General features: G+C 45.3%; 19 protein-coding genes. 9 read left to right on the top strand and 10 right to left on the bottom strand.

The features are described 5' to 3' along the window. Positions 1–61 precede the first annotated feature (61 nt). A complete protein-coding gene (locus HNP76_RS07090) occupies positions 62–1,207 on the top strand; it encodes a tetratricopeptide repeat protein (RefSeq protein ID WP_184658950.1) in 1,146 nt (381 codons plus the stop codon). A gap of 6 nt (positions 1,208–1,213) precedes the next feature. Here the strand turns inward: HNP76_RS07090 and HNP76_RS07085 are convergent, their stop codons facing one another. The 4 genes from HNP76_RS07085 to murB form a co-directional block, all read right to left on the bottom strand. Next, positions 1,214–1,660 (bottom strand): DUF192 domain-containing protein, encoded by a 447-nt coding sequence (locus tag HNP76_RS07085; RefSeq protein WP_184658949.1) that lies wholly within the window; start codon positions 1,658–1,660, stop codon positions 1,214–1,216. A 33-nt stretch (positions 1,661–1,693) separates the two neighbouring features. Next, positions 1,694–2,221 carry a hypothetical protein gene (locus HNP76_RS07080; RefSeq protein WP_184658947.1) on the bottom strand — a complete coding sequence of 176 codons (528 nt, stop codon included), beginning with the start codon at positions 2,219–2,221 and terminating at the stop codon, positions 1,694–1,696. A gap of 7 nt (positions 2,222–2,228) precedes the next feature. Beyond that, complete coding sequence (locus HNP76_RS14450) at positions 2,229–3,425, bottom strand: Crp/Fnr family transcriptional regulator (protein WP_184658946.1); 1,197 nt, start codon at positions 3,423–3,425, stop codon at positions 2,229–2,231. Between the two features lie 96 nt (positions 3,426–3,521). Continuing rightward, positions 3,522–4,562: a UDP-N-acetylmuramate dehydrogenase gene (murB, locus tag HNP76_RS07070; RefSeq protein WP_184658944.1), complete on the bottom strand. Its 1,041-nt coding sequence runs from the start codon at positions 4,560–4,562 to the stop codon at positions 3,522–3,524. Between the two features lie 37 nt (positions 4,563–4,599). Between murB and cysS the strand changes: the two genes are divergently transcribed. The 5 genes from cysS to pyrH are packed head-to-tail and all read left to right on the top strand — an operon-like array spanning position 4,600 to position 10,014. Then, a complete protein-coding gene (gene cysS, locus HNP76_RS07065; protein WP_184658942.1) occupies positions 4,600–6,156 on the top strand; it encodes a cysteine--tRNA ligase in 1,557 nt (518 codons plus the stop codon). A 52-nt stretch (positions 6,157–6,208) separates the two neighbouring features. Beyond that, positions 6,209–6,757 (top strand): RNA polymerase sigma factor, encoded by a 549-nt coding sequence (locus HNP76_RS07060; protein WP_184658940.1) that lies wholly within the window; start codon positions 6,209–6,211, stop codon positions 6,755–6,757. Further along, positions 6,741–7,577 carry a hypothetical protein gene (locus tag HNP76_RS07055; protein ID WP_184658938.1) on the top strand — a complete coding sequence of 279 codons (837 nt, stop codon included), beginning with the start codon at positions 6,741–6,743 and terminating at the stop codon, positions 7,575–7,577. Before HNP76_RS07060 ends, HNP76_RS07055 begins: the two co-directional genes overlap by 17 nt. Continuing rightward, positions 7,546–9,306: an IPT/TIG domain-containing protein gene (locus HNP76_RS07050; protein WP_184658936.1), complete on the top strand. Its 1,761-nt coding sequence runs from the start codon at positions 7,546–7,548 to the stop codon at positions 9,304–9,306. The genes HNP76_RS07055 and HNP76_RS07050 overlap by 32 nt, the downstream gene beginning before the upstream one ends. A 12-nt stretch (positions 9,307–9,318) precedes the next feature. Then, positions 9,319–10,014 carry a UMP kinase gene (gene pyrH, locus HNP76_RS07045; protein ID WP_184658934.1) on the top strand — a complete coding sequence of 232 codons (696 nt, stop codon included), beginning with the start codon at positions 9,319–9,321 and terminating at the stop codon, positions 10,012–10,014. A gap of 61 nt (positions 10,015–10,075) precedes the next feature. On the opposite strand, the gene HNP76_RS07040 is transcribed toward pyrH, so the two are convergent. The 3 genes from HNP76_RS07040 to HNP76_RS07030 all read right to left on the bottom strand — a co-directional run bounded on the left by HNP76_RS07040 (position 10,076) and on the right by HNP76_RS07030 (position 11,906). Then, complete coding sequence (locus HNP76_RS07040; RefSeq protein ID WP_246462638.1) at positions 10,076–10,828, bottom strand: lytic transglycosylase domain-containing protein; 753 nt, start codon at positions 10,826–10,828, stop codon at positions 10,076–10,078. A gap of 131 nt (positions 10,829–10,959) precedes the next feature. After that, positions 10,960–11,379 (bottom strand): hypothetical protein, encoded by a 420-nt coding sequence (locus HNP76_RS07035; RefSeq protein ID WP_184658932.1) that lies wholly within the window; start codon positions 11,377–11,379, stop codon positions 10,960–10,962. A gap of 80 nt (positions 11,380–11,459) precedes the next feature. Continuing rightward, positions 11,460–11,906 (bottom strand): PTS sugar transporter subunit IIA, encoded by a 447-nt coding sequence (locus HNP76_RS07030; RefSeq protein ID WP_184658930.1) that lies wholly within the window; start codon positions 11,904–11,906, stop codon positions 11,460–11,462. Positions 11,907–11,987: 81 nt separating this feature from the next. On the opposite strand from HNP76_RS07030, the gene HNP76_RS07025 reads away from it, so the two are divergent. Together HNP76_RS07025 and HNP76_RS07020 are read left to right on the top strand one after the other, a co-directional pair. Further along, on the top strand, positions 11,988–12,398 hold the full coding sequence (locus HNP76_RS07025; protein WP_184658928.1) for a hypothetical protein: 411 nt from the start codon (positions 11,988–11,990) through the stop codon (positions 12,396–12,398). Between the two features lies 1 nt (position 12,399). Beyond that, positions 12,400–13,407: a radical SAM protein gene (locus tag HNP76_RS07020; protein WP_184658926.1), complete on the top strand. Its 1,008-nt coding sequence runs from the start codon at positions 12,400–12,402 to the stop codon at positions 13,405–13,407. Positions 13,408–13,414: 7 nt separating this feature from the next. Here HNP76_RS07020 and malQ read toward each other — a convergent pair whose 3' ends face one another. Beyond that, positions 13,415–15,505: a 4-alpha-glucanotransferase gene (gene malQ / locus HNP76_RS07015; protein WP_260309203.1), complete on the bottom strand. Its 2,091-nt coding sequence runs from the start codon at positions 15,503–15,505 to the stop codon at positions 13,415–13,417. 193 nt (positions 15,506–15,698) lie between these two features. On the opposite strand from malQ, the gene HNP76_RS07010 reads away from it, so the two are divergent. Further along, entirely contained in the window at positions 15,699–19,307 is a 3,609-nt protein-coding gene (locus HNP76_RS07010; RefSeq protein WP_184658922.1) for an alpha-amylase family glycosyl hydrolase, read from the top strand. Here the strand turns inward: HNP76_RS07010 and HNP76_RS07005 are convergent. Together HNP76_RS07005 and HNP76_RS07000 are read right to left on the bottom strand one after the other, a co-directional pair. After that, complete coding sequence (locus HNP76_RS07005) at positions 19,288–20,595, bottom strand: pyridoxal-phosphate dependent enzyme (RefSeq protein WP_184658920.1); 1,308 nt, start codon at positions 20,593–20,595, stop codon at positions 19,288–19,290. The genes HNP76_RS07010 and HNP76_RS07005 overlap by 20 nt on opposite strands. 21 nt (positions 20,596–20,616) lie before the next feature. Next, a complete protein-coding gene (locus HNP76_RS07000; protein WP_184658918.1) occupies positions 20,617–22,122 on the bottom strand; it encodes a DUF3943 domain-containing protein in 1,506 nt (501 codons plus the stop codon). Positions 22,123–22,136 lie beyond the last annotated feature (14 nt).

The raw sequence follows: 22,136 nt of genomic DNA, 5'->3' as shown, positions 1-22,136 counted from the left end.
CAGACAAAATTTTACATATCCCGTTATAATTTTACACACAAGAAAATTTCCAGGAGTTTTTATGAATCCAGTTTCTCCTTTAGACTCAGTTTACTTTATCGACATTCCAGAGGGCTTCACTCTTTCGGACAAGGCTTTCCACCTCGATACAACAATTCCTCTTCCTGTACAAAAAAAAGCAGAGGACGCCCCAGGCACTTTCAACATGAAGGAGCTTACCGAAGAACAGATTCTCGCAGGCCTTCTTTCAATCATGGCTTACGACCCAAAAAACGAGCACATTCTCTATTACCGCTCAATTTTGCAGCATGCCCGTCCAAACCTCAAAAAAGAACTTGGCGAGGCGGCAATCCTCAAGGCTAAAAACGAGGATTACGAGCTTGCCGAAGAAATTTTTCGTGCCCTTCATGGCTTTGATCCTGAGGACATGACAATCATCCTCAACATGGCCCTCTTCTTTGACCAGCGGGCAGATTCTTACCGCCGCTCAGGCCTGCACGAAGACGCCGATGCCTACGACGAGGACGCTCTCAACTACTACCGAGAGGCACTTGAGGCAGAACCGGCTTTACCGGACGCTTTTTTCAACGCAGGATTCTACTACCTCAAAAAGCACAGCTACAAAGAGGCAAAGGACGTTTTCGAAACTTACCTTGCCCTCACCTGTGACGTAAAGGACGAAGATTTGGGCGAAAACGGAATCTACAAAAAGAACCGTGCCCAGGAAATCCTGAACAACATCGCAAACCGCAACATGGACGACGACCACTTCAAGACAGCCTACGACCTTATCAACCGCGGCCAAGAAGAAAAGGGACTCGAAGAAATCCGCAAATTCATCGAAAAGAACCCCAACGTCTGGAACGCATGGTTCATGCTGGGCTGGGGATTACGAAAGCTTGCCCGCTACGATGAGGCAAAAATGGCTTTTGAAAAGGCTCTCACCCTCGAGGGCGGAGATACAAGCGACACATACAACGAACTTTCAATCTGTCTTCTCGAAAAAGGCGACCTCAAGGGAGCAAAAAGACTGCTCGAAAAGGCACTGGTCAAGGACAGCGAGAATACAAAAATCATTTCAAATCTGGGATATCTGGCCCTCAAGGAAGGAAATCCTGGCATGGCAGCCGGCTACTTCCAGACAGTTTTGGAAATCGATCCTGACGACAAGCTCGCAGCAATGGAACTTGCAAAGCTGGATGTCTAATTTCTGCTAAAAATCTAATTTCAGCTTATCGCCCGCCTTGATTCCCACTTTCTGGTACCAGCCCTGGGGAACTTCGAGGGCGTAAAGCACTTTTGTACTGCTGGTCACGTTTTCAAGGCTGTAGGGCGTCATGTCCAGAATATCACGAATGCGGCCGTTCTTATCAATGTAAGCAATTGAAAGTGGATGAGGCGTATTCTTCATCCAGAAATCAAGCACCTGCTCTTCCTCAAAAATAAAAAGCATTCCGGTTCCGTCCGGGATAGTCTGCCTGAACATAAAGCCGTTCTGCCTTTCCTTAAAAGTTGAGGCAACTTCCGCCTTTACAAAGACTTCCTGGCCGTCAGATTTTGTTATGGTCAGTTTTTTAACAGGCAGATTTGACTTGGATGAACATGCAGAAGAAAATACAGCAAGGGCAAGTATTAAAAATAAAAGAAAAGATTTTTTCATTTGAGACATTCCACTTTTAAAGATATTCAAGCCTTACAGGGAATCCAAAAAATCATCCCGGGCTTTTTCGGCGCTTGTTTTTTCGACGTTTGAAGACTCTTTTTTGCTGTCAAAGGCCTTTGCATCAGTGTATTTGAGAGTGAGGGGCTTTTCCAGCGACAAAATCACGTCACCGTCACGCCAGACAGATTTTTTTGGGGAAAGTTCGTCCGGCTTGCCGTATTTTTCGCAGAGCTTTGAAAAGACTGAATAATGGTCAAGCTTGCTTTTATCAAGATTGAGGGTGATTATATAAAGCTTGTCGTTGGCAAACTGAAACCAGCACCTGCCCAGAAAAGAAAATCCGTACTGGGAACCGTCAGTCTCAATCAAAAACTGGCCGTCCGAAGGTGAAAGGGAAACATCCCTGTCTCCGCGATAACCAAACTGATGATCATTTTTAAGGGCTTCCTTTAAAGAATCAATGTCCATTCCCAGTTTTGCGGAAGAATATCCGTTTGGAAGAGAAAAAAGCGGAATGCAGAGAAAAACAAAAGCAAATAGCGCGAAAACCTTTTTCATAGCTTTCCTATTGATTTTGACGCTGGAGCTGCTTGCGGTAGAATTCGGCCTGTTTGAGCAATTCAAGACAATCAGGAATCAAAATCTTACCTTTTTCGATTCGGATAAGAGGAGAATTCATAAAGTTGTAAAGGCAGCGGGCCTGATCATTCTTTGAAAGGCCGCACATTGTCGCAATATCCTCGGCCGTGAAATTCGTCATGAACTGAGAGCCCTTGCTTACATTGATACGCATTTTCTCAAGCTGAAGGGCGAGCATGTCCACCATTTGAGCGACCGGATTTGAACGGAGCAAGGTGTTTACAAGCTGCCTCTGCATAGACCAAAGGCGCTCTGAAAGTGTTGTAGTGAGGCGGTCAACCATCTGGGCCTGAGTAGTTACCATCTGATTGAAGTTCTGCATGTTGATTGACATGACTACGCTGTCTTCTGTGGCAATCGCATTTGCAGAACGCGGCTTGCGCTCCAGCAAAGCCATCTCACCGAACATATCGCCTGCCTTGAGCATGGCAAGAGTGATTTCCGTACCGTCAACGACTTTTGAGATTTTGATTGAACCAGACCTGATGATGAACATGTCCGGTCCGTTCTGAGCCTCTGAGAAAACCATGGAACCGCGCGGATACTTTCGGACCAAGTCCTGGCTGGGCTCGACATAAGGAGCATTTACGCGGGGCTTGAGGACAGCGATTCGTTTGAGGGCCTTTTTGGCATTTTCGCTGTTCTTTTCCATTTTGATGTACTGGTAGTAAGCGAAGAAAGCGATGTCAAACTGCTGCTGGGCATCAAAATAAGCACCGACATTGTAAAGCTGCTCGTAATCATCACGCGAAGTTGAGCTTTGAGTCTGCTCCATGAGGGTTTCATTGACAACACGCATTCGGTTTGCAAAAGTACGGATGATTTTCAACGCGACGGCAGTATTTTTTTCAATCAGTTCGATATATTGCTCACGCTGAACTGCGATACAAACGACATCAGAAATTGCATAACAGGTTTCAACCTGGGCTCGGCGGGACATACATGAAATGACACCGACAAAATCGCCAGGTCCGAGAACAACAGGCTGGCTGCCGGGCACTTCGTTCTGATGAGTAAGCTTTACATGACCACTCTGAATAATATAAAAACGGTCAGGATTTTCTTTTCCCTCGACCAGAACGTATGTATCTTTTTTAAAATTTACAAATGATAACTGAAGCACTTTTTTTCACTCCGCCTTCTCTTCATTATAATGCATAAACTGCAAATTGTCTCTATCTTTATATCGTCAAAAGTGAAATTATTCTTTTATAAAAAATTAGGATTCTACAAATAAAATTTCATTTTCAAGCCGGATGCCTTTTTTTTCAAAGACGATTTTCTTGACCAGATCGGAAAGCTCCCTGATGTCGCTGGCACTGGCCTTCTGCTCCGGATTGATGATGAAATTTCCATGCCAGGAAGCAATCTGGGCGCCCCCCACAGAAAAGCCCTTCAAGCCGCACTCGTCAATCACTTTTCCAGCGATAATTCCATTGGCCGCATCGTTTTTAAATGCAGAACCAGCACTTGGAGAGCGGAAATGGCCTTTTTCCTTGCGGTCGCTCATGCACTTTTCAGATTTCGAGGCGTCAAAGCCATTGGTGACAGTAAATTTTGCAGAAAGGATAATAAAGGGGGAAAGTCTCCCCCCTCGCTCACACTCCGTTGTTCGCTCCCCTCTCTGCGGGGAGTACCCCGCAACGCCCCCACCCGGCTGAAAGGGAGATCTTTTATAGCCCCAGTCAGAAGCTGCTTTTTCGTATATACGAATTTTCATGTCGTTCAAATCAAGGTAATCCACCGAAATCAGATTGTCGCAGGCACTCAAACCAAAGCAGGTCGCATTCATAAAAAGCGCGCCGCCAACCGTGCCGGAAAGGCCTGTGAAGGATTCAAATCCGCCCAAATCATTTTTCTTACAGAAAGAAATCACGCTGCCCCATGAGGCACCCGAATCAAGCTCAATGATTTTAGAATCATGAAGATTTTCTCCCCCGGTAACACCCTCAGGGCCCGCACTGACATCTGTGAGCGACTTTACTACATTCATCTTCCGGGTAGAAATCACGGCATCAAGGCCGTCATCGCTAATTATCACATTGGAACCGCCGCCGAGGACAAAAAACTTTATATCATTCTCAATAAAATAGCGCAGGGCAAAAATGAGGCTGTCTGAATCAGCAGGCTCAAGAAAGATTTTAGCCGGTCCGCCGACATGCATAGTCGTATGTGAAGCAAGGCTTTCATTTATTTTTACAGCACCAGTAAAATTTCTGCTGTCATTGAAGAATTGTTCGATTTGTTCTATATTATTCATTATATTTATTATAAAAGGAAACAGGATTTTTAGAAATATGTCTTTAAGATTATTCAATACCATGGGACGCGCGATGCAGGAATTTGAGCCTATTCAGGCTGGTCATGTCGGTTTTTACGGCTGCGGTCCTACGGTTTACAATTATGCTCATATCGGTAACCTCCGTGCCTATGTTTTTCTGGACATCCTCGATAAAACTCTCAAATATTTAGGCTACGACATCAAGCATGTAATGAACATCACTGATGTAGGCCACCTTACCGGCGACGGCGATGACGGTGACGACAAAATGCTCAAAACTGCCGAAGAAAGACACCAGAGCGTTCTTGAGGTCGCAAAATTCTACACAGATGCCTTCATGAAGGACATTGACGCCCTCAACATCCGCCACCCGGACGTAATCTGTAAGGCAACTGAGCACATCAACGAAATGATTGAGCTCATCAAAAAACTTGAGGCAAACGGCCACACTTACATGGCAGGCGGAAACCTCTACTACGACATCTCAACTTACCCTGATTACGGCAAGCTCGCCAACCTTGACCTGGAAAAACTCGTTGCAGGCAAAGGCAAGCGCAAGGAAGTCGTAATCGATGAAAACAAGCGCAATCCGGGCGACTTCGTCCTTTGGTTCACAAAATCTAAATTTGAAAATCAGGCCATGACCTGGGATTCGCCATGGGGACGCGGCTATCCTGGCTGGCACATCGAGTGCTCGGCAATGAGCATGAAATATCTCGGACAGCACATCGACATCCACACTGGCGGAATCGACCACGTTCCTGTTCATCACACAAATGAAATCGCACAGAGCGAAGGAAGCTTTACAGAAGAAGAGCGCAAGGCTGGTCCGTGGGTCAAATATTGGCTCCACAACGAATTCTTGATTCTTGAGGGCGGAAAAATGTCCAAATCAAGCGGACACTTCATCACCTTGCAGACTGACCTGCCGGCAGAAAAAGGCTATTCCCTCACAAGCAAGGGCTATGCGCCCCTCGACTACCGCTTCTTCCTGCTTGGCGGCCACTATCGAAAACCGCTCGTATTCTCTATTGACGGAATGGAATCTGCAAAGAACGGCCGGGCAGCCCTGAATGAGCGGGTTGCAAAGCTCGTCAAAAAAGCTGAGGAAAGTGAAAACTTAAAACTGACGATTGAAAATTACCAGGAAGTCCTCAGCAAGACAGCCTCTTCAATGGAAGAAAGCGAAAATCTGAAAAGATTCAAGGAAGGCCTTGAAAACGACCTGGCCACTCCTGTCGCTCTTTCTGCCATGCAGAAGGCTTCAAACGGCAAAAACCAGAAGGCAAGCGAGGCTCTGGCAGACATCTTCACAATGGACAAGGTAATTTCGCTTTCAGTCATTGAAAACGCAATCAAACTTGCCCAGAAACAGGCCGAGGAAGCAAAGGCTGGCACTGATGACCACGCAGGAGATCCTGAAGCAGAGGAAATCACGGCACTGGTAGCAGAGCGAACAGCAGCCAAAAAGGCAAAGGACTTCGCAAAAGCCGACCAGATCCGAAATGACCTGGCTGCCCGTGGAATCACAATCATCGACACTCCACAGGGCCCGACCTGGAAAAGAAACTAATTTTTTTGTAACTAATTTCAGACATCATTGTTAATAAGACGAGGAAGGGAAAATGACGGATTTACAGATTCATAAAACATATGCGGCTGACAATCCGTCTGACTTCAGGGCTATTTACAAGGAAACATTCCCCCTGCTATACAAGGTGGCGTGGCGAGTTGTAAATGACGAAGAGGCTGCTGAAGACCTGGTTCACGACTCTTACATCAAGGCTAGCGAAAAGAAAATGGTCTTTCCAAGCCTTGACGATGCAAAATTCTGGCTTATCCGCGTAGTCAAAAACGCAAGCCTCAATTATGCAAAGCGCAAGACCCGTGAGGCAAAGGCTTATCACAAAGTCCTCTACGAAAGCAAAAAGTCTTCCGAAAGCGCGGACACAAATCTGCTCAAGGAAGATGCAAAGCGAATCGCCCTCGAAGCCCTCAACAAACTCCCGAAAAGTTTGCGCGAAGTCCTGATTTTGCGCGAATACGGAGACCTCAACTACAAAGAAATCGGCAAGGTGCTGGGCATTACCGAAGGCAATGTCAAAATCCGCATGTTCCGTGCGCGAGAGCAGCTTGAAAAGATATTGGAGGCTGATGATGTCTACATCTCTTGAAAAAGATTTACATTCCGTGTACATCGACGGCGAAATGCCAGAGAGTTTCATTTCTCAGTACGAAAGCATTGTTCAGGCAGATTCGGGCGAAAAATCCCGGCTTGAAAAAATGCAGAAAATACACTCGCTTTTGCAGGAAGATTCAAGCGAAAAGACAGTCTCAGACCAGTTTATCGAAGAAAGTTTTGCCCGCCTGCAAACAAAAATGCGCTACGCAAAGAACGTTGAATTTGCAGAGCCGCCAAAATCCTTCGTATCTCCATTCATCAAATACGCATCTTCATTTGCGGCCGCGGCGGCTGTATTCGCAGTCGTCTTCATTCCGCTTCACTATAATTCGCTCAGCAAGGCCAAGGAAACGGCTGTTGCGGCGATTTCAATCATTAAAGGCAAGGACATTGAACCAATTGCCAAAAAAGATGTCGTAATCGACGGCAACATAAATAAAGAAGATTTGCCAAAAGTTCTGGCGGTCAAATCCGAAAGCAAAAAGCCTCGGGCTACAGAAAATCCGGCATCTTCAAAGGTGGCTTCCCAAGAGTCTTCTGCAATCGCAAAGGCAGAATCTCCAGAAGCAGAAAGCACGGAAGCTTTACCGGTCGAGCAGAAGACAATCTATGCGACAAACCTTGCCTCAAACGGCAGCAATTCTTCAATCGGACACCGTTTCCGCGAAAGGCTCACGGCAATAGCTCCTTTCGTTCCGGATTTTTCATCATCTTCCATCACGATTTCTGTTCCAAATTTTCAAGAAATCGGTAATAATATGGAGATGATGGATCTTCCAAATGAGCAAGGAAACGAACAAGAACAAGAATAACATTAAAAATATTTTTTCACTTCTCTTCCGAAAGTACTCTTTTTTCAGGGTGCTTTCTTATCTTTTTGTCATTGTAGCCGTACTGTCTGCAATTTCAGTGGCAACCGTTAAATCAAAGAAAATACCGGTAATCGCGTCATTGAATCCGGTCGTCGGTCAGGCCGGCGATACAATGGTAATCCGAGGGTCAAACTTCGGGGCAATCCGGGGCACAAACTATGTTGAAATCGGCGGAAACAGGGTCACAGCCTCTGGCTATCTTACCTGGGCAGAAAATTTAATCAAGCTGACTATTCCGGGCAATGTTCAGGACGGTCTTGTAGTCGTCGTAACAAAGGCAGGCAAGTCAAAACCAGGATTTTTTGCAAATGAGGCAGAAATTCCTGTAGCCGTCCCCAAAAACATCAAAACCCTGCAGCCGGTCATCACGGAAGTCACTCCGCCGTCTGGAAGCTACGGCACCCTTCTTACAATCAGGGGCTCAGATTTCGGAACGGCCCGGGGTGAAAGCAAAGTCGTTTTTGCGGCAAATGCCGAAGAATCATCTCTGGGAAGCGGTCAGGGCGAACTTGCGGCTGATTTTGATTTCAGCACAATCGCAGCCAGCGAATCTGATTACGACTACGAATATTGGAGCGACTCAGAAATCCGCGTAAGGATTCCGGACGGAGCGGCAACAGGCAGCCTTTATGTCCAGACGGAAAAGGGCAAGAGCAATCTGGTTCAGGAAGAAATCAAGCTTGCAGCAGGCGAAAAATCATATCTTTCGCGAAAGACTTACATTCTGCAGCTGAATTCCGACATTGACTCAATCGACACTAAAAACGGCACCAACATCACCCTAAGAATTCCGCGACCGGTCGCAAGCTCATGGCAGCCGATGGTAGAGCTCACGGAATGCCAGCCGGAGCCGGTTATTTCTGAATATAAAAACACGGTAATTCATCAGATCTGGCTGAAAAAGGCCACTTCAAAAAGCGAGAAGATCCGCTTCAGCCATAATTTTGTCGTCTCAACTTATGCAATACAGACAAAAATCAATGAAAAGGCAGTCAAGCCTTATTCTCAAGAGGCAAAAGCCCGTATTTTGTTTAAGAACGCCGTAAATCCGGATTCCTTGATTCAGAGCGGCAAGGAAGAGATAAAAGCCCTTGCAAAAGAAATCATCACGGTCAACGGCAAGGTTGAAAAAAATCCCTACACAATGGCCAGACTTGTCTATGACTATATGATTCAAAACTATAAAGTCCGGGATGAACTGAGGAAAAGCGATGCCTCACCTTTGGATCTTTTGAAGTCAAAAAGCGGAGACGCCTACGATATGGCTATTTTCTATACCAGCCTTCTCCGCTCCCTTGAAATTCCAAGCCTGCCAATCGCTGGTATTCTTGTAGATTCAGAGATGAAAACCCGAGCCCACTGGTGGACTGAGTTTTACATCGAGGGCTTCGGCTGGCTTCCGGTGGACATTTCACTGGGAATGGGACTCCCCTACAAATCATTCAGGCCGGTTGAAAACGATGCAGAATTTTACTTCGGCAATCTGGACGGCCAGCATATCGCCTTCTCAAAAGGCTGGAAGGAAATCAAGCAGACAATTTCTCAAAACAGCAAGATTGTCTACCGTCCAAAAACATACGCATTACAGTCAATCTGGGAAGAATCAAGCGAGGGTAACGTAAACTACAGTTCCCTCTGGAACGACCCGATTGTACTTGGTTTATATTAATCAGGAGGTTTTATGAACACAAAGGTTTTATCTGTTGGTGGCTCTATCGTAGCTCCAGAGTATCCTGACACGGAATTTGTCTCAAAATTTGTCGCAATGGTCAAAGACTTTTTGAGCAAGAATCCAGAAGACAGACTCATTCTGGTTGTTGGTGGCGGCGGCCCTGCACGCATTTATCAGAAGGCATTCCGGGAAGTTACCGGCACAGGCGAAAATGCGGGAACAGACGCAGCAGACTGGATTGGAATTATGGCTACACGCTTGAACGCACAGTTCGTAAAGGCAAGTTTCGGCGATTTGTGTAAGGAAGCTGTCGTAACAGATCCGACAGTTGCAAAAGACTTCACAGGAAAGATTCTGCTTGCCGCAGGATGGAAGCCAGGCTTCTCTACAGATAACGATGCCGTTCTTCTGGCAGAAAAATTCAACGCAGACACAGTTGTAAACCTTTCAAACATCGAAAAAGTCTACACTGATGACCCTCGCAAAAATCCGGACGCAAAACCGCTCGACGAAATCAGCTGGGCAGATTTCCGCAAAATGGTTGGTGATGAATGGGTTCCAGGCAAAAACTGCCCATTCGACCCGATTGCAAGCAAAAAGGCTCAGGAAATGGGCTTGAAGGTTATCTGTGCAGGCGGAAAGAACATCGAAAATATCCGTGCAATTCTTGACAACAAGGAATATGTAGGCACAACAATCAAATAAGATGATTTTTTGATTAAGCTGATAAAGACGAAAGCCACACTTAACAAGTGTGGCTTTTTTATTATTTTTTTGCCAGGGCTGTGTTGCCTGGAGTTGAATAGAAAGCGAGGACTTCTGTAGAGAATTTGCTCTCCAGATGAACCCGGTAATTTGAAATTTTAGCTACATAATTGAGCGTGTGCTGGGGAGTCTTGTTCTGCTTTACGCGGGAAGCTCCGGCATTGTACATGGCCAGTGCTGTAATTTCGTTACCGGCAATGTCCATGCAGTAACGTAAATGACTCATTCCATATTTTGCACTCACTTTCGGGTCAAAGAATTCTGACTCAGTGAGCTTTGGGAATGTGGCGCTGTTGAGCTGGAAAAGACCACGGTCAATTGTGCGGTTGGTGTTTGCATTTACAGCGTTTGACTTGAAACGGCTTTCAACAAATGCAAGGGCGAATGCAAGCGAAAGCGGAATATCGTTCTTGTCGGCATTTTCAAGAATTGCAAGGGCAACTTCACGATTGCTTGTAACATGAGTGTAGAACCACTCAACCGCCGGGCGAGATTGAGGCTGACGATACAAAGCCAGTCCCTCATCATCTTCTGGAGAATAGTCATCTGCGTATTCTGTCTTAAAGCCGGCCTCTGCAAAATATTCCTCAGTGAAATCCATGCTATTGAGCATATTGAAATCTGGGATTTCTTTTTCCGGCTCTTTCTTTTCGGCGGTAGACGGAATCAGCATAAAAACGAGCAGACAAACTGCCAATAAAAGAGAACTGAATGCTAATGTTCCGCCGAAAATTCTAGCGTTAACTTTATTCATGCCACCCATGATTGCAAAAAAACTATTTTCAGTCAATGGAATTTTCAGAGAATTTTATGTTTTCACGCTGAAAATTCCGCATTTAACGCGCTTTTTCGCAATTTTATTATTTTAATACCATTGTTTTACAGTTAGTATAAAACAACATCACTTCCGGCATTTTCCTTGCAAAAGAAGCAATACTGCTGATGTTTAGCAGAAAGTTCTTCAATGTAGAATGATTTATGTTCAAGAACTTCAGCTGGAATTGCAAAGCCAATAACTGAGACACAATCCTTGATTCGGCGGGCCGTGTGCTTCATTGCGGCCGTAAACTGCTCATACCCTGCGCTTTTATCAAAAACAGGTTCGATAAAAACGAAGAGATTTTTTTCTTCAAGAGCCTTTAGATCGTCACGGAGCTTTGCAAGAAAATCTTCGTTATACTCCTCTGCCCCGCCCTCTACGCTGCTCCATTTTACAGGATAAGCCTTGCCCTCTGTTGGAAAAGCTTCTCCTGAAACTTTATAGAGTTTGCTTTCTTTTACTTCAAATAATCGCTCTAATTTCATAGCAACCTTTTAAATAGTAAAAAATCTCTACTGTAGCTAGTAGAGATTTCCATTGAGAAATAATCTTATTCTTCTTAATCCTATTCGGTAAGGATTTTGATAACCTCAGCCTTATCCTGAGTGTTCAAAATCTGTGCTCGTTTCTCAGCACTCTTGAAGAGCAAGCTTACTTCTGCAAGGAACTGAAGGTGTGGCCCAGTTTTGTTGATTGGCGAAAGAGTCATGATGAAAATGCGGCATGGCTCCTGATCCAAAGAATCAAAATCAACCGGATTGTCAGAAATACCAATACATGCAACCAAATCAGCGACTGTGTCAGTTTTGCCGTGTGGAATTGCAATTCCGTGCTTCATGCCTGTAGACATTTTGCGTTCGCGGTCAAGCACACATTCGCGAGCCGTAGCCTTATCTGCTACTTTCCCAGCTTTAATGAGAATATCAAGCATCTCATCGATAATTTCTTCTTTAGTTTTACCTTTGAGGTGCAATTCTACTGTGTCAGGTGTTAATACTGTCTTTAAGTCCATATATTCAGTGTAGTTTCCATGTAAGCCAAAAGTCAAGTAAAAACGCTACCAATAGTGTAATTTTTTTTGTATAATAAAATCATGACTACAATCGATAAATTCCTTTCGGACATTCAAAAGATAATCAAATTCGACCGTGCAAACAACGGCGGCCACTACGATGCAAAAAGAGCCTGCACTCAAATCGCAAAACTTTTCGCAAACAACAACCGTAATCTCGGTTCACTTGCACTTTCAATCAGCGATTACTGGCTCAACACCTATATCCTGGGCTCAGAAGACTTGGCAAATGAACCAAGCGAGCAGAATATCGAGCGAATCAAGGCATTTCAGAGCTTTGCCGACAGCGAAGAAGACGCTGATTTTTCAGTTCTTACATCAGATGACTGGGAAACACTGCGCGATTTCGTTGACGATGAGGCAGAAAACCTTGACCTTGACTCACTCCAGAGCATGATGAACCTGATTTTGCAGAATGGTGCGCTAGAATAAAATGAATTTGTACGAAAATTGCCGTCAGTGCCCGCGAAACTGCGGGGTAAACAGAAAATCCTCACTCGGTTTTTGCAAGGAACCAGAATCCATCCGAATAGCCGTGGCCTGCCTTCATTTTGGCGAGGAACCCCTGATTACGGTTCACGGGGGTAGCGGCACTATTTTCTTAACTGGCTGCAATTTACGTTGTGCATTCTGCCAGAACTACCAGATAAGCCAGCAGGGAATGGGAGCTGAAGTTTCCAAAGAAGAATTTGCTGAAATTTGTCTGAGGCTCGAAGAAGCAGGTGCAGAAAACATTAATCTTGTAACAGGAAGCCATCACGTTCCTGCAATTGCAGAAGGACTTGAAGAAGCAAGGAAAAAGGGGCTTAAACTTCCGGTCTGCTGGAATTCAAGCGGCTATGATTCAGTTGAGTCTTTAAAAATGCTGGACGGCCTTGTCACAATCTATCTTCCTGACCTCAAAACCCTCAGTTCAGAACTTTCAAAATCCCTTTGCGCTGCCCAAGACTATCCAGATCGGGCAAAAGAAGCGATTTCATGGATGATTGAGCATAATCCCCTCAAAATTGAGAGCGTTACAAAGGAAGTTGACGGAAAGAAAGTCTCAAAGGACAAAATCTTACAGGGCGTAATAGTCCGTCACCTTTTCTTGCCGGGAAGATTTTTTGAGACGGCTGATGTTTTGGAATGGCTTAAAGGCAATGCAAACGGAAAGGCAATCATTTCGCTGATGAGCCAGTACACGCCGGTTCCATTTAAAGGCAGCAAAGAAGAACTTGCAAAGCGAAAGGCATCACTTTCTTCTATAGAAAACCGCCTTGTAAATGAAAACGAGGATGCAGATTTAAAAGATTTAATCGAAGCATACGACTTTGACTATCTTTTCTACCAGGATTTATGCGCCGACACCGAATGGCTGCCCGACTTCGAGCGAAAACAGCCATTCAGCTACGCACTCGCCCGCCCCGTCTGGCATTGGCACTACGGATGGTGCGAGTAGATTCCACTTATTCCTGAGAATCGTGAATCTTTACTACCTGTGCGATTTTTTCAATCAGCTTTTTGTTCTCGGAAAGCTTTTCGACCATGACCGGCATTCGCCATGTCCAGTTGAAAGCAGTTACCGAGCCAGGTACATTGATTCGTTCCGTCTTAACATCAGGAGCATAGTACTTTGAATCAAGGTAAAGCCAGTCCTGCAAAGGATTTACGAACCAGGCACCGCTTGTTTTGGCCAGAGTTTCGAGAAGCAGCTGGGCTGTTTCAGGAATAAGTTCATCCGTAAAGTGGAAATTGTAAGCCTCGGCACCAAAAGAATCGATGTCGTACTTTTCAAAGAAGTGCTCAGGACTGATTTTTTCGGCAGGAATTCCAATGTGCTTGATTTCCTCACCGTACCATTCTCGCAGGGTTGAAGAGTCATGAACACTGGTCGTTACGATGCTGAGCTTTCTGTAGCTCTTAAGGCTTACGAAAGGCTGATTTGTCTTTTCCCATTTTCGGCACCAGCGGATAACTTTAAGGCCCAGAATTCCATATTTATCGAGAACAGTTTCCATGCATGGAATATAAACTCCCAAATCCTCGCCGCAAGGTGTCATTTTAGATTCAGAGATAAGAGCAGAGAAAATTTTTTCGGCTTGTTTCTGCCAGAGTTTTTCCTGTTTTTGAGAAACTTCGTAGAAAATTCCGCCAAGAATGTCCTTTTCACCCTGAGAGAGGGTGTTCCAGGCTCTTGTTTCGTAATATTTCCACAGGGGGGCGAATTTATTTTTGCCGACTTCGATTAAAGTGCGGTTTTTCCACCATGCGCACAGGCGGTTGAAGATTTCCACCTGAATTGACTGGTCGATTCCGTACTTATCAATATTGATTTTTCGAATGTCAGCTTCGGTTTTTACGTTTGCCTTGAAAAGCCAGAGTTCTTCCCAACCGATTCTGTCACAGACCATGCTCAAGATTTCACGGGTAGTCTCCGGATTGCCAATGAGGCGGATAAAGTCTTCGGTAGGAATATGAGGCTGAGAAAGCCAGCGGATGCGCTCTTTTGAAAAGCCTGCCTTGATGAGCTGAGCTTCTGTAATCGGTTCGAAAGGCTCCGTGTGGCCCATTTCAGCGGTTGACTCACCGTCAGGAATAGTCCAAAGGCGGAAGAAGCCCGGAATATGGTCGAGGCGGTAGGCATCAAAGAATTTTGAAGCAAGTCTGATTCGAAGCCGCCACCATGCGAAATTATCTTTTTCCTGACTCGGGAAATCGTAGCATGGGAAGCCCCAGTTCTGACCGGTCGGATTTTCTCCGTCAGGAGGTGAGCCGGCCTTGCATTTCTGGTTAAAGACTTCAGGACAAGCCCAGACATCGCAGGAATCTTCGTTTAGCAAAATAGGAAGGTCGCCCTTGAGAACGATTCCAGCTTTTCGGACATATTCAGCAGCCTTAGCAAACTGGCGGAATGCCACGAGCTGTTCCCAGGCATAGAAATACATATCCTTTTTGAGGGATTCATCCTTCCACATAGCCAGAATTTCTTCTTTTGAGAGCTTTTGATAAGATTTATCCCATTCCTTCCAGCTTGCCTGCATGAATTTATACTTCAGATATTTGTAGACACAATAGAAAGGAAGCCACTCTTCATTTTCTTTGATAAAATCTGTGATTGTCTCATTCATTTTCGGGACATTTTTACTGCCAGCCGAATGAACGAGCTGAGAGAACATCTTGCGCAGGAAGAAATCCTTTGAATTTACGATGAACTCATAGTCAAAACGTTCGTCTTTTTTATGCTGAAGATATGCCTCGTAAGTTTTTTTGAAGTCTGAGTCCTTTTCGAAGCAAATCTTGAATTCTTCGAGATCTTCCAAATGAATGTACATTGGATGAAGGGCAAAAGCCGAAAGAGAAGAGTAAGGTGAACTTTGCATACCTGTGTCCAAAACAGGAAGGAGCTGGATTACAGAAAGCCCAGCCTTTGATGCAAAATCAGCAAATTCGATAAGTGAGCAAAATTCTCCAACAACTGGAGTTGATTCTGTGCGCAATGCCGACAGGGGGATTGCCACACCGGTCTTGTTTTCAATCATTTTTGAATTGTAACACATAAGTTTTCACAAATAAAGGAAAAAAAGTCAGAAAAGATATAATAAAAGTCTGAATTGTTGTAAAAAATTCACATTTTTTGCCAAAAGATGGAAAAAAAGTAGATTTTCTTAAAATAAAAGGATTTTTTTAGTGCAATAAAACGGATTCATGATATAATAGTTGAAATCAATTAAAAAATACTGGGGGCATATTTTGACCTACTCGTACAACGAATTTCATATTGCAAAATCTGTTCGTGATGCATGTAATTTTTCACAGGGCTTGTTTGCCTCGTCAGGTAACGTAATTCTTGCAAATATCAAGGCAGTTCGTGATTTTCAAACTCGCTTCAATGAATATCTTATAAGAAAGAATAAAACACAAATTTCAGCAGGAACCCTCAATGCAATGGGCCTGCTCGACGAAATTTTCCATCTGGCCTGCTACACTTACCGCCGCCAGAAATACCCTGATTCTTTCAAGGAACTTCTTTCAGATTTGGAAGCTTCTTTCGGCAAGGATGTAATCAATCAGGTCATTCTTGATTTCTGCGCAGAATTCCCGCCCACCGAAGTTTACAAGGGTAACATTTCTATAGAAGATTATTTAAACACCGAGCTTACAGAGCGCAAGACCGGCCGGGTCCGCACAAACCGGGAGCAGGTTCTTGAAGAGCTGGTCATGCTTCATCTCGACAATGAAAACCCGGCATTCAAACCTTTCATCGATCTTTTTGATGATTCAAAGCTTGCTTCCAATCCGAAATGGTCAGCAATCTGGACTCAGATTCAGGCATATTTCAAAAAGCTTCCTTACTGGGGCACTTTCGGTCACGATTTAATCACCTTCCTCAGGGAGCCTGTTAATTTTGCACCGGACAACCTTCAGGAACAGCTCAATTATGTCCGCACCCACTGGGCAGACCTGCTTGTTCCGGGCGAGGGCGAAGGCGAAGATTACTGGCTCAAGCGTCTTTTAGGCGGAAGTGACCTCCTTGCTGAGGAATGGAAGGCAGCCTGGCACCCGACGAACGGCGGGGATGCAGACATGTCTCCTCCAAACTACGATTACCTTATGCGCGAGTACGAGCGATTCAGCGACGACAAGGAATGGATGCCAAGGGTTGTCCTCATGGCAAAGACCGTCCTCGTATGGCTCTACCAGCTTTCAAAAAAATACAAGCGCGAAATCAACCGCCTCGACCAGATTCCGGACGAAGAACTTGACCTGCTCCGTGATGAAGGATTTACAGGCTTGTGGCTGATTGGTCTCTGGGAGCGAAGCCAGGCCAGCCGCACAATCAAGCAGATTTGCGGAAACCCTGAGGCAGCGGCTTCGGCATATTCTTTGGATGACTACGAAATCGCATGGAATCTCGGCGGCTGGGACGCACTTGCAAACCTTCGTGCCCGGCTCTGGCAGCGAGGAATCCGCCTTGCAAGCGACATGGTTCCAAACCACACAGGCATGGACGCCCGCTGGGTTGTCGAAAAGCCGGATCTCTTCGTTCAAAGGCGGGACTGTCCCTTCCCTTCATACACATTCAACGGCGTAAATTTAAGCCACGACGGAAGGGTTGCCGTTTATCTTGAAGACCACTATTACTCAAAAACTGACTGTGCCGTCTGCTTTAAGCGAGTTGATACGGCTACAGGTGACACGCGATACATTTATCACGGAAACGACGGCACCGGCATGCCATGGAACGACACGGCCCAGATTGACTTTTTGAATCCGGCCGCCCGCGAAGAAGTCATGCAGAAAATTCTTCATGTTGCCCGGAACTTCCCTATCATCCGCTTTGATGCCGCAATGGTTCTTGCCAAAAAGCACATCAAGCGCCTCTGGTACCCGGAGCCTGGAAAGGGCGGAGACATTGCCAGCCGCTCAGAATCAGCCCTTTCTGCACAGGAATTTGAAAACCGGATTCCAAATGAATTCTGGCGTGAAGTCGTTGACCGCGTTGCAAAGGAAGTTCCTGACACCCTCCTTCTCGCCGAAGCTTTCTGGATGATGGAAGGATACTTTACGCGCACGCTCGGAATGCACCGTGTTTACAACTCAGCATTCATGAACATGCTCAAAAAAGAAGAAAACTACAAGTACCGCCAGACGGTCAAAAATACAATCAACTTCGATCCGCAGATTCTCAAGCGCTATGTAAACTTCATGAACAACCCGGACGAAGAAACTGCCGTAGCCCAGTTCGGTAAAGGCGACAAATATTTCGGTGTCTGTACCCTCATGGCCACAATGCCTGGTCTTCCTATGTTTGGTCACGGCCAGATCGAAGGCTTTGAAGAAAAGTACGGCATGGAATACACAAGGGCCTACAAGGACGAGCAGCCTGACGGATATCTGGTCGAACGCCACAAGCGTGAGATTTTCCCTCTCCTCAAAAAGCGCTATCTCTTTGCTGGAGTTGAAGATTTCCTCTTCTACGACGTATGGAACAACGGCAGCGTAAACGAAAACATCTTCGCATATTCAAACCGCTGCGGAAACGAATATACGGTTGTCTTCTATAATAATAAATATGAGAGGGCAAGCGGCTGGATCAAGCAGTCTTGTGAATACGCTGTCAAAACAGGCAGCGGCGAAAACGACAAAAAGCTCGTCTCACGCTCAATCTCAGAGGGACTGGGGCTTCTGGCCGAAGATGACTACTACACGATTTTCCGCGAAGACAGGAGCAACCTCTGGTACATCAGAAAGTCCCGCGATATCTGCGAGCAGGGCATGTTCATCTCGCTCAACGGATTTGAAACCCAAATTTTCATGGACATCCGTCAGGAACGTGATGTAAACGGCTCCCTCAAAGAACTCTGTGACTTCCTGGGCGGAAGGGGCTGTCAGGACCTGCACACGGCATGGCAGGACTTGCACTACAAGAACCTCTATCAGGCCTTCCAGAACGTTATTTCTTCGGAACTCTGCACTGCCCTCGGCAGCCTCAAAATGAGCGCAAAGGAACTCAAAGAGGCAGAATTGAAGAAAGCGACAGCTTCTGGCGTCAAAAAGCTTATCTCTACCCCTCTCGAATATTTCTACAAGACAGCCAACGAATTTGCTGAAAAGGAATACATCGTAGAGCAAAAGGAGCTTATTGCAAAGGAAAAGGCAGAAATTGAGCTCCAAATTGAAGAAGAAAAAACAAAACTTGAAGTTGCAGGAAATCTTGCCAAGGCAAAATCTTCTGCAAAAGCCAAAAAACTCTCTTCTCCTTTTCTCAAAGAACTGGAGAAAAAGCTGGCCGCCCTTGAAAAAACGACCGTCAAGTTTACGCCTTTTGTCCTTCCAAAATCATTTGCTTTCCCAAGCGGGCGAAAAATCACGAACGATGAGATTTACCTCTACATTTTCAGTGCCCTCGCTCCTATCGCAGAAAGCAAGTTTGCCCGCAAGTGGAGTCTGGAAAGAAAGATTGCAGAATTTACAGGCAATACACCGATCGGCGACATGACTTCATTCGATTTCTTCAAGCGTGCATTCATGATTGCAGAAGAAAAATTGCCACGGCTCACTGAAGCTTCAGCAAAAGAAGACTTGCTTGCAATTGCTTCAAATCTTGCCCTTTCAGAAAATTCATGGACCTTGCTGGGAGCAAACGAATTCAACGGCACAAAATGGTTCAATAAAGAAAAAATGGAATCAAGCCTTGATTTGTACAAGAAGATTCTTCTTCTTAAGGCGAGCGCAGGCAAAAAAGCAGCAATTGAGTCCCTCTTTAAGAAACTCAATGCCGCTCAAAAGAAAGCTGAATACAAGTGTGAGGATTTCGTTAAGGCATTCAAGCCAAAGACTAAAGCTCGTCAGCAATAATCAGCATGACTTCCTCTGAAGAACTGACACAAGGATGCTTGAGTTCAGTTGGGATGAGGGAGTCTGGATTTTCGTTGGGGAGTTCAGGAGCCTTACCCAAAGTATGGCGGATAAACTCGCTGTCAAGAGCCGGGTGGTCGCGCATTACAAGAACAACCGATGAACCTTCGTCACCGAAGATGTCGTTGCGCTTGAGTGCGGCGGCATAAGCCCGGCTCGTTGATTTATTGGCATAAATTCCATAGTCCTTGAAGAGTTTCTGGCAGGCGGCTTCGGTCTCTTCTTTTGAAACCTGAGCCGGATAAACGAAGTGCTTGAGCATAAGGGAACTTGTCGTAAAAATCTCTTCCAGACGCTCAAGGTTTGACGGACTTGCAGGATCAGCATTTCCCCGGTTTTTCAAATCAACGATGCTGTCCATAATCTCGCAGTTTCCTTCCAGGTCAACTTTGATTTCATCGCTGGTCGGGCAGATAAATCCGTTAACCGGCAGGGAAAGCCGCCATGAATAAAGGCCTGCAACCAGATTTGAATAGTTTCCGCAAGGCATTGCATAGAAAATACCGCCAGTCACCTGATTCTTTAGCTGACTGAAAGCATATGGATAGAAAAAAGTCTGAGGCATGAGGCGGCCGATGTTTGCAGTATTTGCAACAGTGAGATTGTATTTTTCGACCAGAGAACGGTTGGCAAAAATCTCCCGGACAAGCTCATGACAGCATTTTTCATCACCGTCAACTTCAACTGGAAGCACGTTTCCGCCGTTCCAGACAAAATCTTCTTTGATTAAACCTCGGACAAAGCCCTTTGGAAACAAAAGGACAGCCTTTAAGTTCTTTTTGCCGCGAATGGCACGCGCAAGGCTTGAAGCAATCTCGCCGGTTGTAGCGTCAAGAAAAGTAGCCGTGCCCCCCTGCAGGGTAAGGATTGTTTCGAGACAGTTTACAAGATATGAAACGCCGAATTCCTTGTGGCTGCCGGACGGAGTGTGATAAAGCTCAAGGGTAAAAAGATTTTCGTCAATTTTCTGGACTTTTGGAGAAAAAGGAAAAGCCTTTGTCGCAATCGTCTCACAAATAATCGGCGAAAATTCTGTATTGATGCAGGCAGAAGTCAAAGTGCCCGCAATGCTTGAAAATGAAGTGTTTTCATTCGTGTACAAAATCCATTTTCGTAAATCTGCGAATTCTTCAGGAATATACAAACCGCCGTCTTCCGGCATACAGTCAAGAACTGCTTTCGCAAAATTTACAGACTCAGACGGATTTCTTGTAGAAGTAAATTTCATGCTGCCCCCTGTAAAAAAGGATTACTTCAAGTGGAGCCTGGCATACACGCTACCAGAATTAAGAATCTGCAGAATATCAGGTACTTTTTTGTAGAAAGTACGCTTGGCGTAGATTTCATCCTCTACACCTATTCTAACGCGCTTTGATACAGGAATCTCGAATCCAAGGTTCGTAACGCCAATAAATTCCCAGCCTGAACTTGGACAAGCAGAATCTTCCTGAAGCTGCTCATAATAATCATACATTGCATATCCGCGGAAATTCAAGTTTAAAGTTTTGCCTTTCTCGCTTATATAGCGCAATTTTAGCACAGTCATAGGACCAGTCGTCATGCTGTAATCCCTGACAACGCCGGCTGTCTGCTTGACGACCGGGCGGTGATAATAATAGTAGTCCGTGGTGCCCATTACGTTCCATGCGCCGTGAAGCTGCCATTCAAGATTTGAATTTTCAAAACGATGGCGCTGCTTGATGGCAAGACCAGGGCCGAGAGCAGAAAGTTCATAGAACTGATGCCAGTCGAACTCATATTCCATTACAAGACCGAGAGTTGTATCAGAGTTTTCAGAAAATTGAGGAGCGCGGGCAAAGAGCATTCCGTCACTAAGAATCCGGATGTCGTACATAATCTTTTTGTCCAGTTCCGTGTACTGACAGACAGAGCCTTTTCCCGAACCTTTTCCTACTGAAGCTGAAATTTCCAGCTCAAACTGAGAATAAGGATCATTTGAATCATGGCCGTAAGGGTCATTGTAAACGATATAAATCGAAGGATTGAAATAGAAAGGATAAACTTCATGCTGATCATAAAGAGAAGAATCAAAATCTGAAATCTCCGTATAGGCGCGTGAAGTTCCAACATTGAATTTGAGGGACAATTCATGAATGTTGCGGCTTGTTCCCAGGGGCTTCTGCCTGAGCCAGGCCTGACTCCAAATCCTCATCGGGTTTACTGCAAGGCCCAAAAGGCTTGAAATTTCATCAGCATTCAAAGAAAGTCGGTAAAGCATTTCGCCCATCGCAAAAGAACCAACCGTCGTGTAATAAAGGTCGTTGGTTGAAGGAGCATTTGTCTCACAGAGATATTCCCAGAAACTTGCTCCGACAAGGGTAACTGCGAAAGATTCAAGCTGATTGAGGTTTGCGTTTCGTGAAGACTGGTAGTAAAGTCCGCCCTGGTAAGGATGAAGGACGAAATTTGTCCAGTACCAGTCACGGTCGTACAAGACTTCGCGCTCCCAGAAATGGTTCCATTGCTCCGGTCCTACCTGAGCCCAGCCAGAACCAAGAACCCAGCGGTTGTATGATGCAAGGCCTACGTTGAAGAACAACATTCCGCCGATTGCAGTAAACCAGTGTTTTTTGCCGTCATTTTCGTGAAGCCAGCCGGAAGACTCCGATTCAGAAGACTCGACAGAAAAAGTTACGTCTGAATCTTCTGAAGCCTGAGCTTCACCAGCCTGGGCAAAAAGAGCTTGATTAAGAAGCAAAGCACCAAGCAGCAATACTGATAAAATCTTTCTCATTTTTATTTTCCGTT

This window comes from Treponema ruminis (assembly GCF_014201975.1).
GTDB lineage: Bacteria > Spirochaetota > Spirochaetia > Treponematales > Treponemataceae > Treponema_D > Treponema_D ruminis.
Note: the sequence above shows the minus strand (reverse complement) of the source record. Positions and strands in the feature narration are given on the sequence as shown.

What these genes read in the sequence shown, in the direction of transcription:
- HNP76_RS07090 (WP_184658950.1), top strand. Translation starts at nt 62, where the DNA reads ATGAATCCAGTTTCTCCTTTAGACTCAGTTTACTTTATCGACATTCCA.
- HNP76_RS07085 (WP_184658949.1), bottom strand. Translation starts at nt 1,660, where the DNA reads ATGAAAAAATCTTTTCTTTTATTTTTAATACTTGCCCTTGCTGTATTT.
- HNP76_RS07080 (WP_184658947.1), bottom strand. Translation starts at nt 2,221, where the DNA reads ATGAAAAAGGTTTTCGCGCTATTTGCTTTTGTTTTTCTCTGCATTCCG.
- murB (WP_184658944.1), bottom strand. Translation starts at nt 4,562, where the DNA reads ATGAATAATATAGAACAAATCGAACAATTCTTCAATGACAGCAGAAAT.
- cysS (WP_184658942.1), top strand. Translation starts at nt 4,600, where the DNA reads ATGTCTTTAAGATTATTCAATACCATGGGACGCGCGATGCAGGAATTT.
- HNP76_RS07060 (WP_184658940.1), top strand. Translation starts at nt 6,209, where the DNA reads ATGACGGATTTACAGATTCATAAAACATATGCGGCTGACAATCCGTCT.
- HNP76_RS07055 (WP_184658938.1), top strand. Translation starts at nt 6,741, where the DNA reads ATGTCTACATCTCTTGAAAAAGATTTACATTCCGTGTACATCGACGGC.
- HNP76_RS07050 (WP_184658936.1), top strand. Translation starts at nt 7,546, where the DNA reads ATGAGCAAGGAAACGAACAAGAACAAGAATAACATTAAAAATATTTTT.
- pyrH (WP_184658934.1), top strand. Translation starts at nt 9,319, where the DNA reads ATGAACACAAAGGTTTTATCTGTTGGTGGCTCTATCGTAGCTCCAGAG.
- HNP76_RS07040 (WP_246462638.1), bottom strand. Translation starts at nt 10,828, where the DNA reads ATGAATAAAGTTAACGCTAGAATTTTCGGCGGAACATTAGCATTCAGT.
- HNP76_RS07035 (WP_184658932.1), bottom strand. Translation starts at nt 11,379, where the DNA reads ATGAAATTAGAGCGATTATTTGAAGTAAAAGAAAGCAAACTCTATAAA.
- HNP76_RS07030 (WP_184658930.1), bottom strand. Translation starts at nt 11,906, where the DNA reads ATGGACTTAAAGACAGTATTAACACCTGACACAGTAGAATTGCACCTC.
- HNP76_RS07025 (WP_184658928.1), top strand. Translation starts at nt 11,988, where the DNA reads ATGACTACAATCGATAAATTCCTTTCGGACATTCAAAAGATAATCAAA.
- HNP76_RS07020 (WP_184658926.1), top strand. Translation starts at nt 12,400, where the DNA reads ATGAATTTGTACGAAAATTGCCGTCAGTGCCCGCGAAACTGCGGGGTA.
- malQ (WP_260309203.1), bottom strand. Translation starts at nt 15,505, where the DNA reads ATGTGTTACAATTCAAAAATGATTGAAAACAAGACCGGTGTGGCAATC.
- HNP76_RS07005 (WP_184658920.1), bottom strand. Translation starts at nt 20,595, where the DNA reads ATGAAATTTACTTCTACAAGAAATCCGTCTGAGTCTGTAAATTTTGCG.
- HNP76_RS07000 (WP_184658918.1), bottom strand. Translation starts at nt 22,122, where the DNA reads ATGAGAAAGATTTTATCAGTATTGCTGCTTGGTGCTTTGCTTCTTAAT.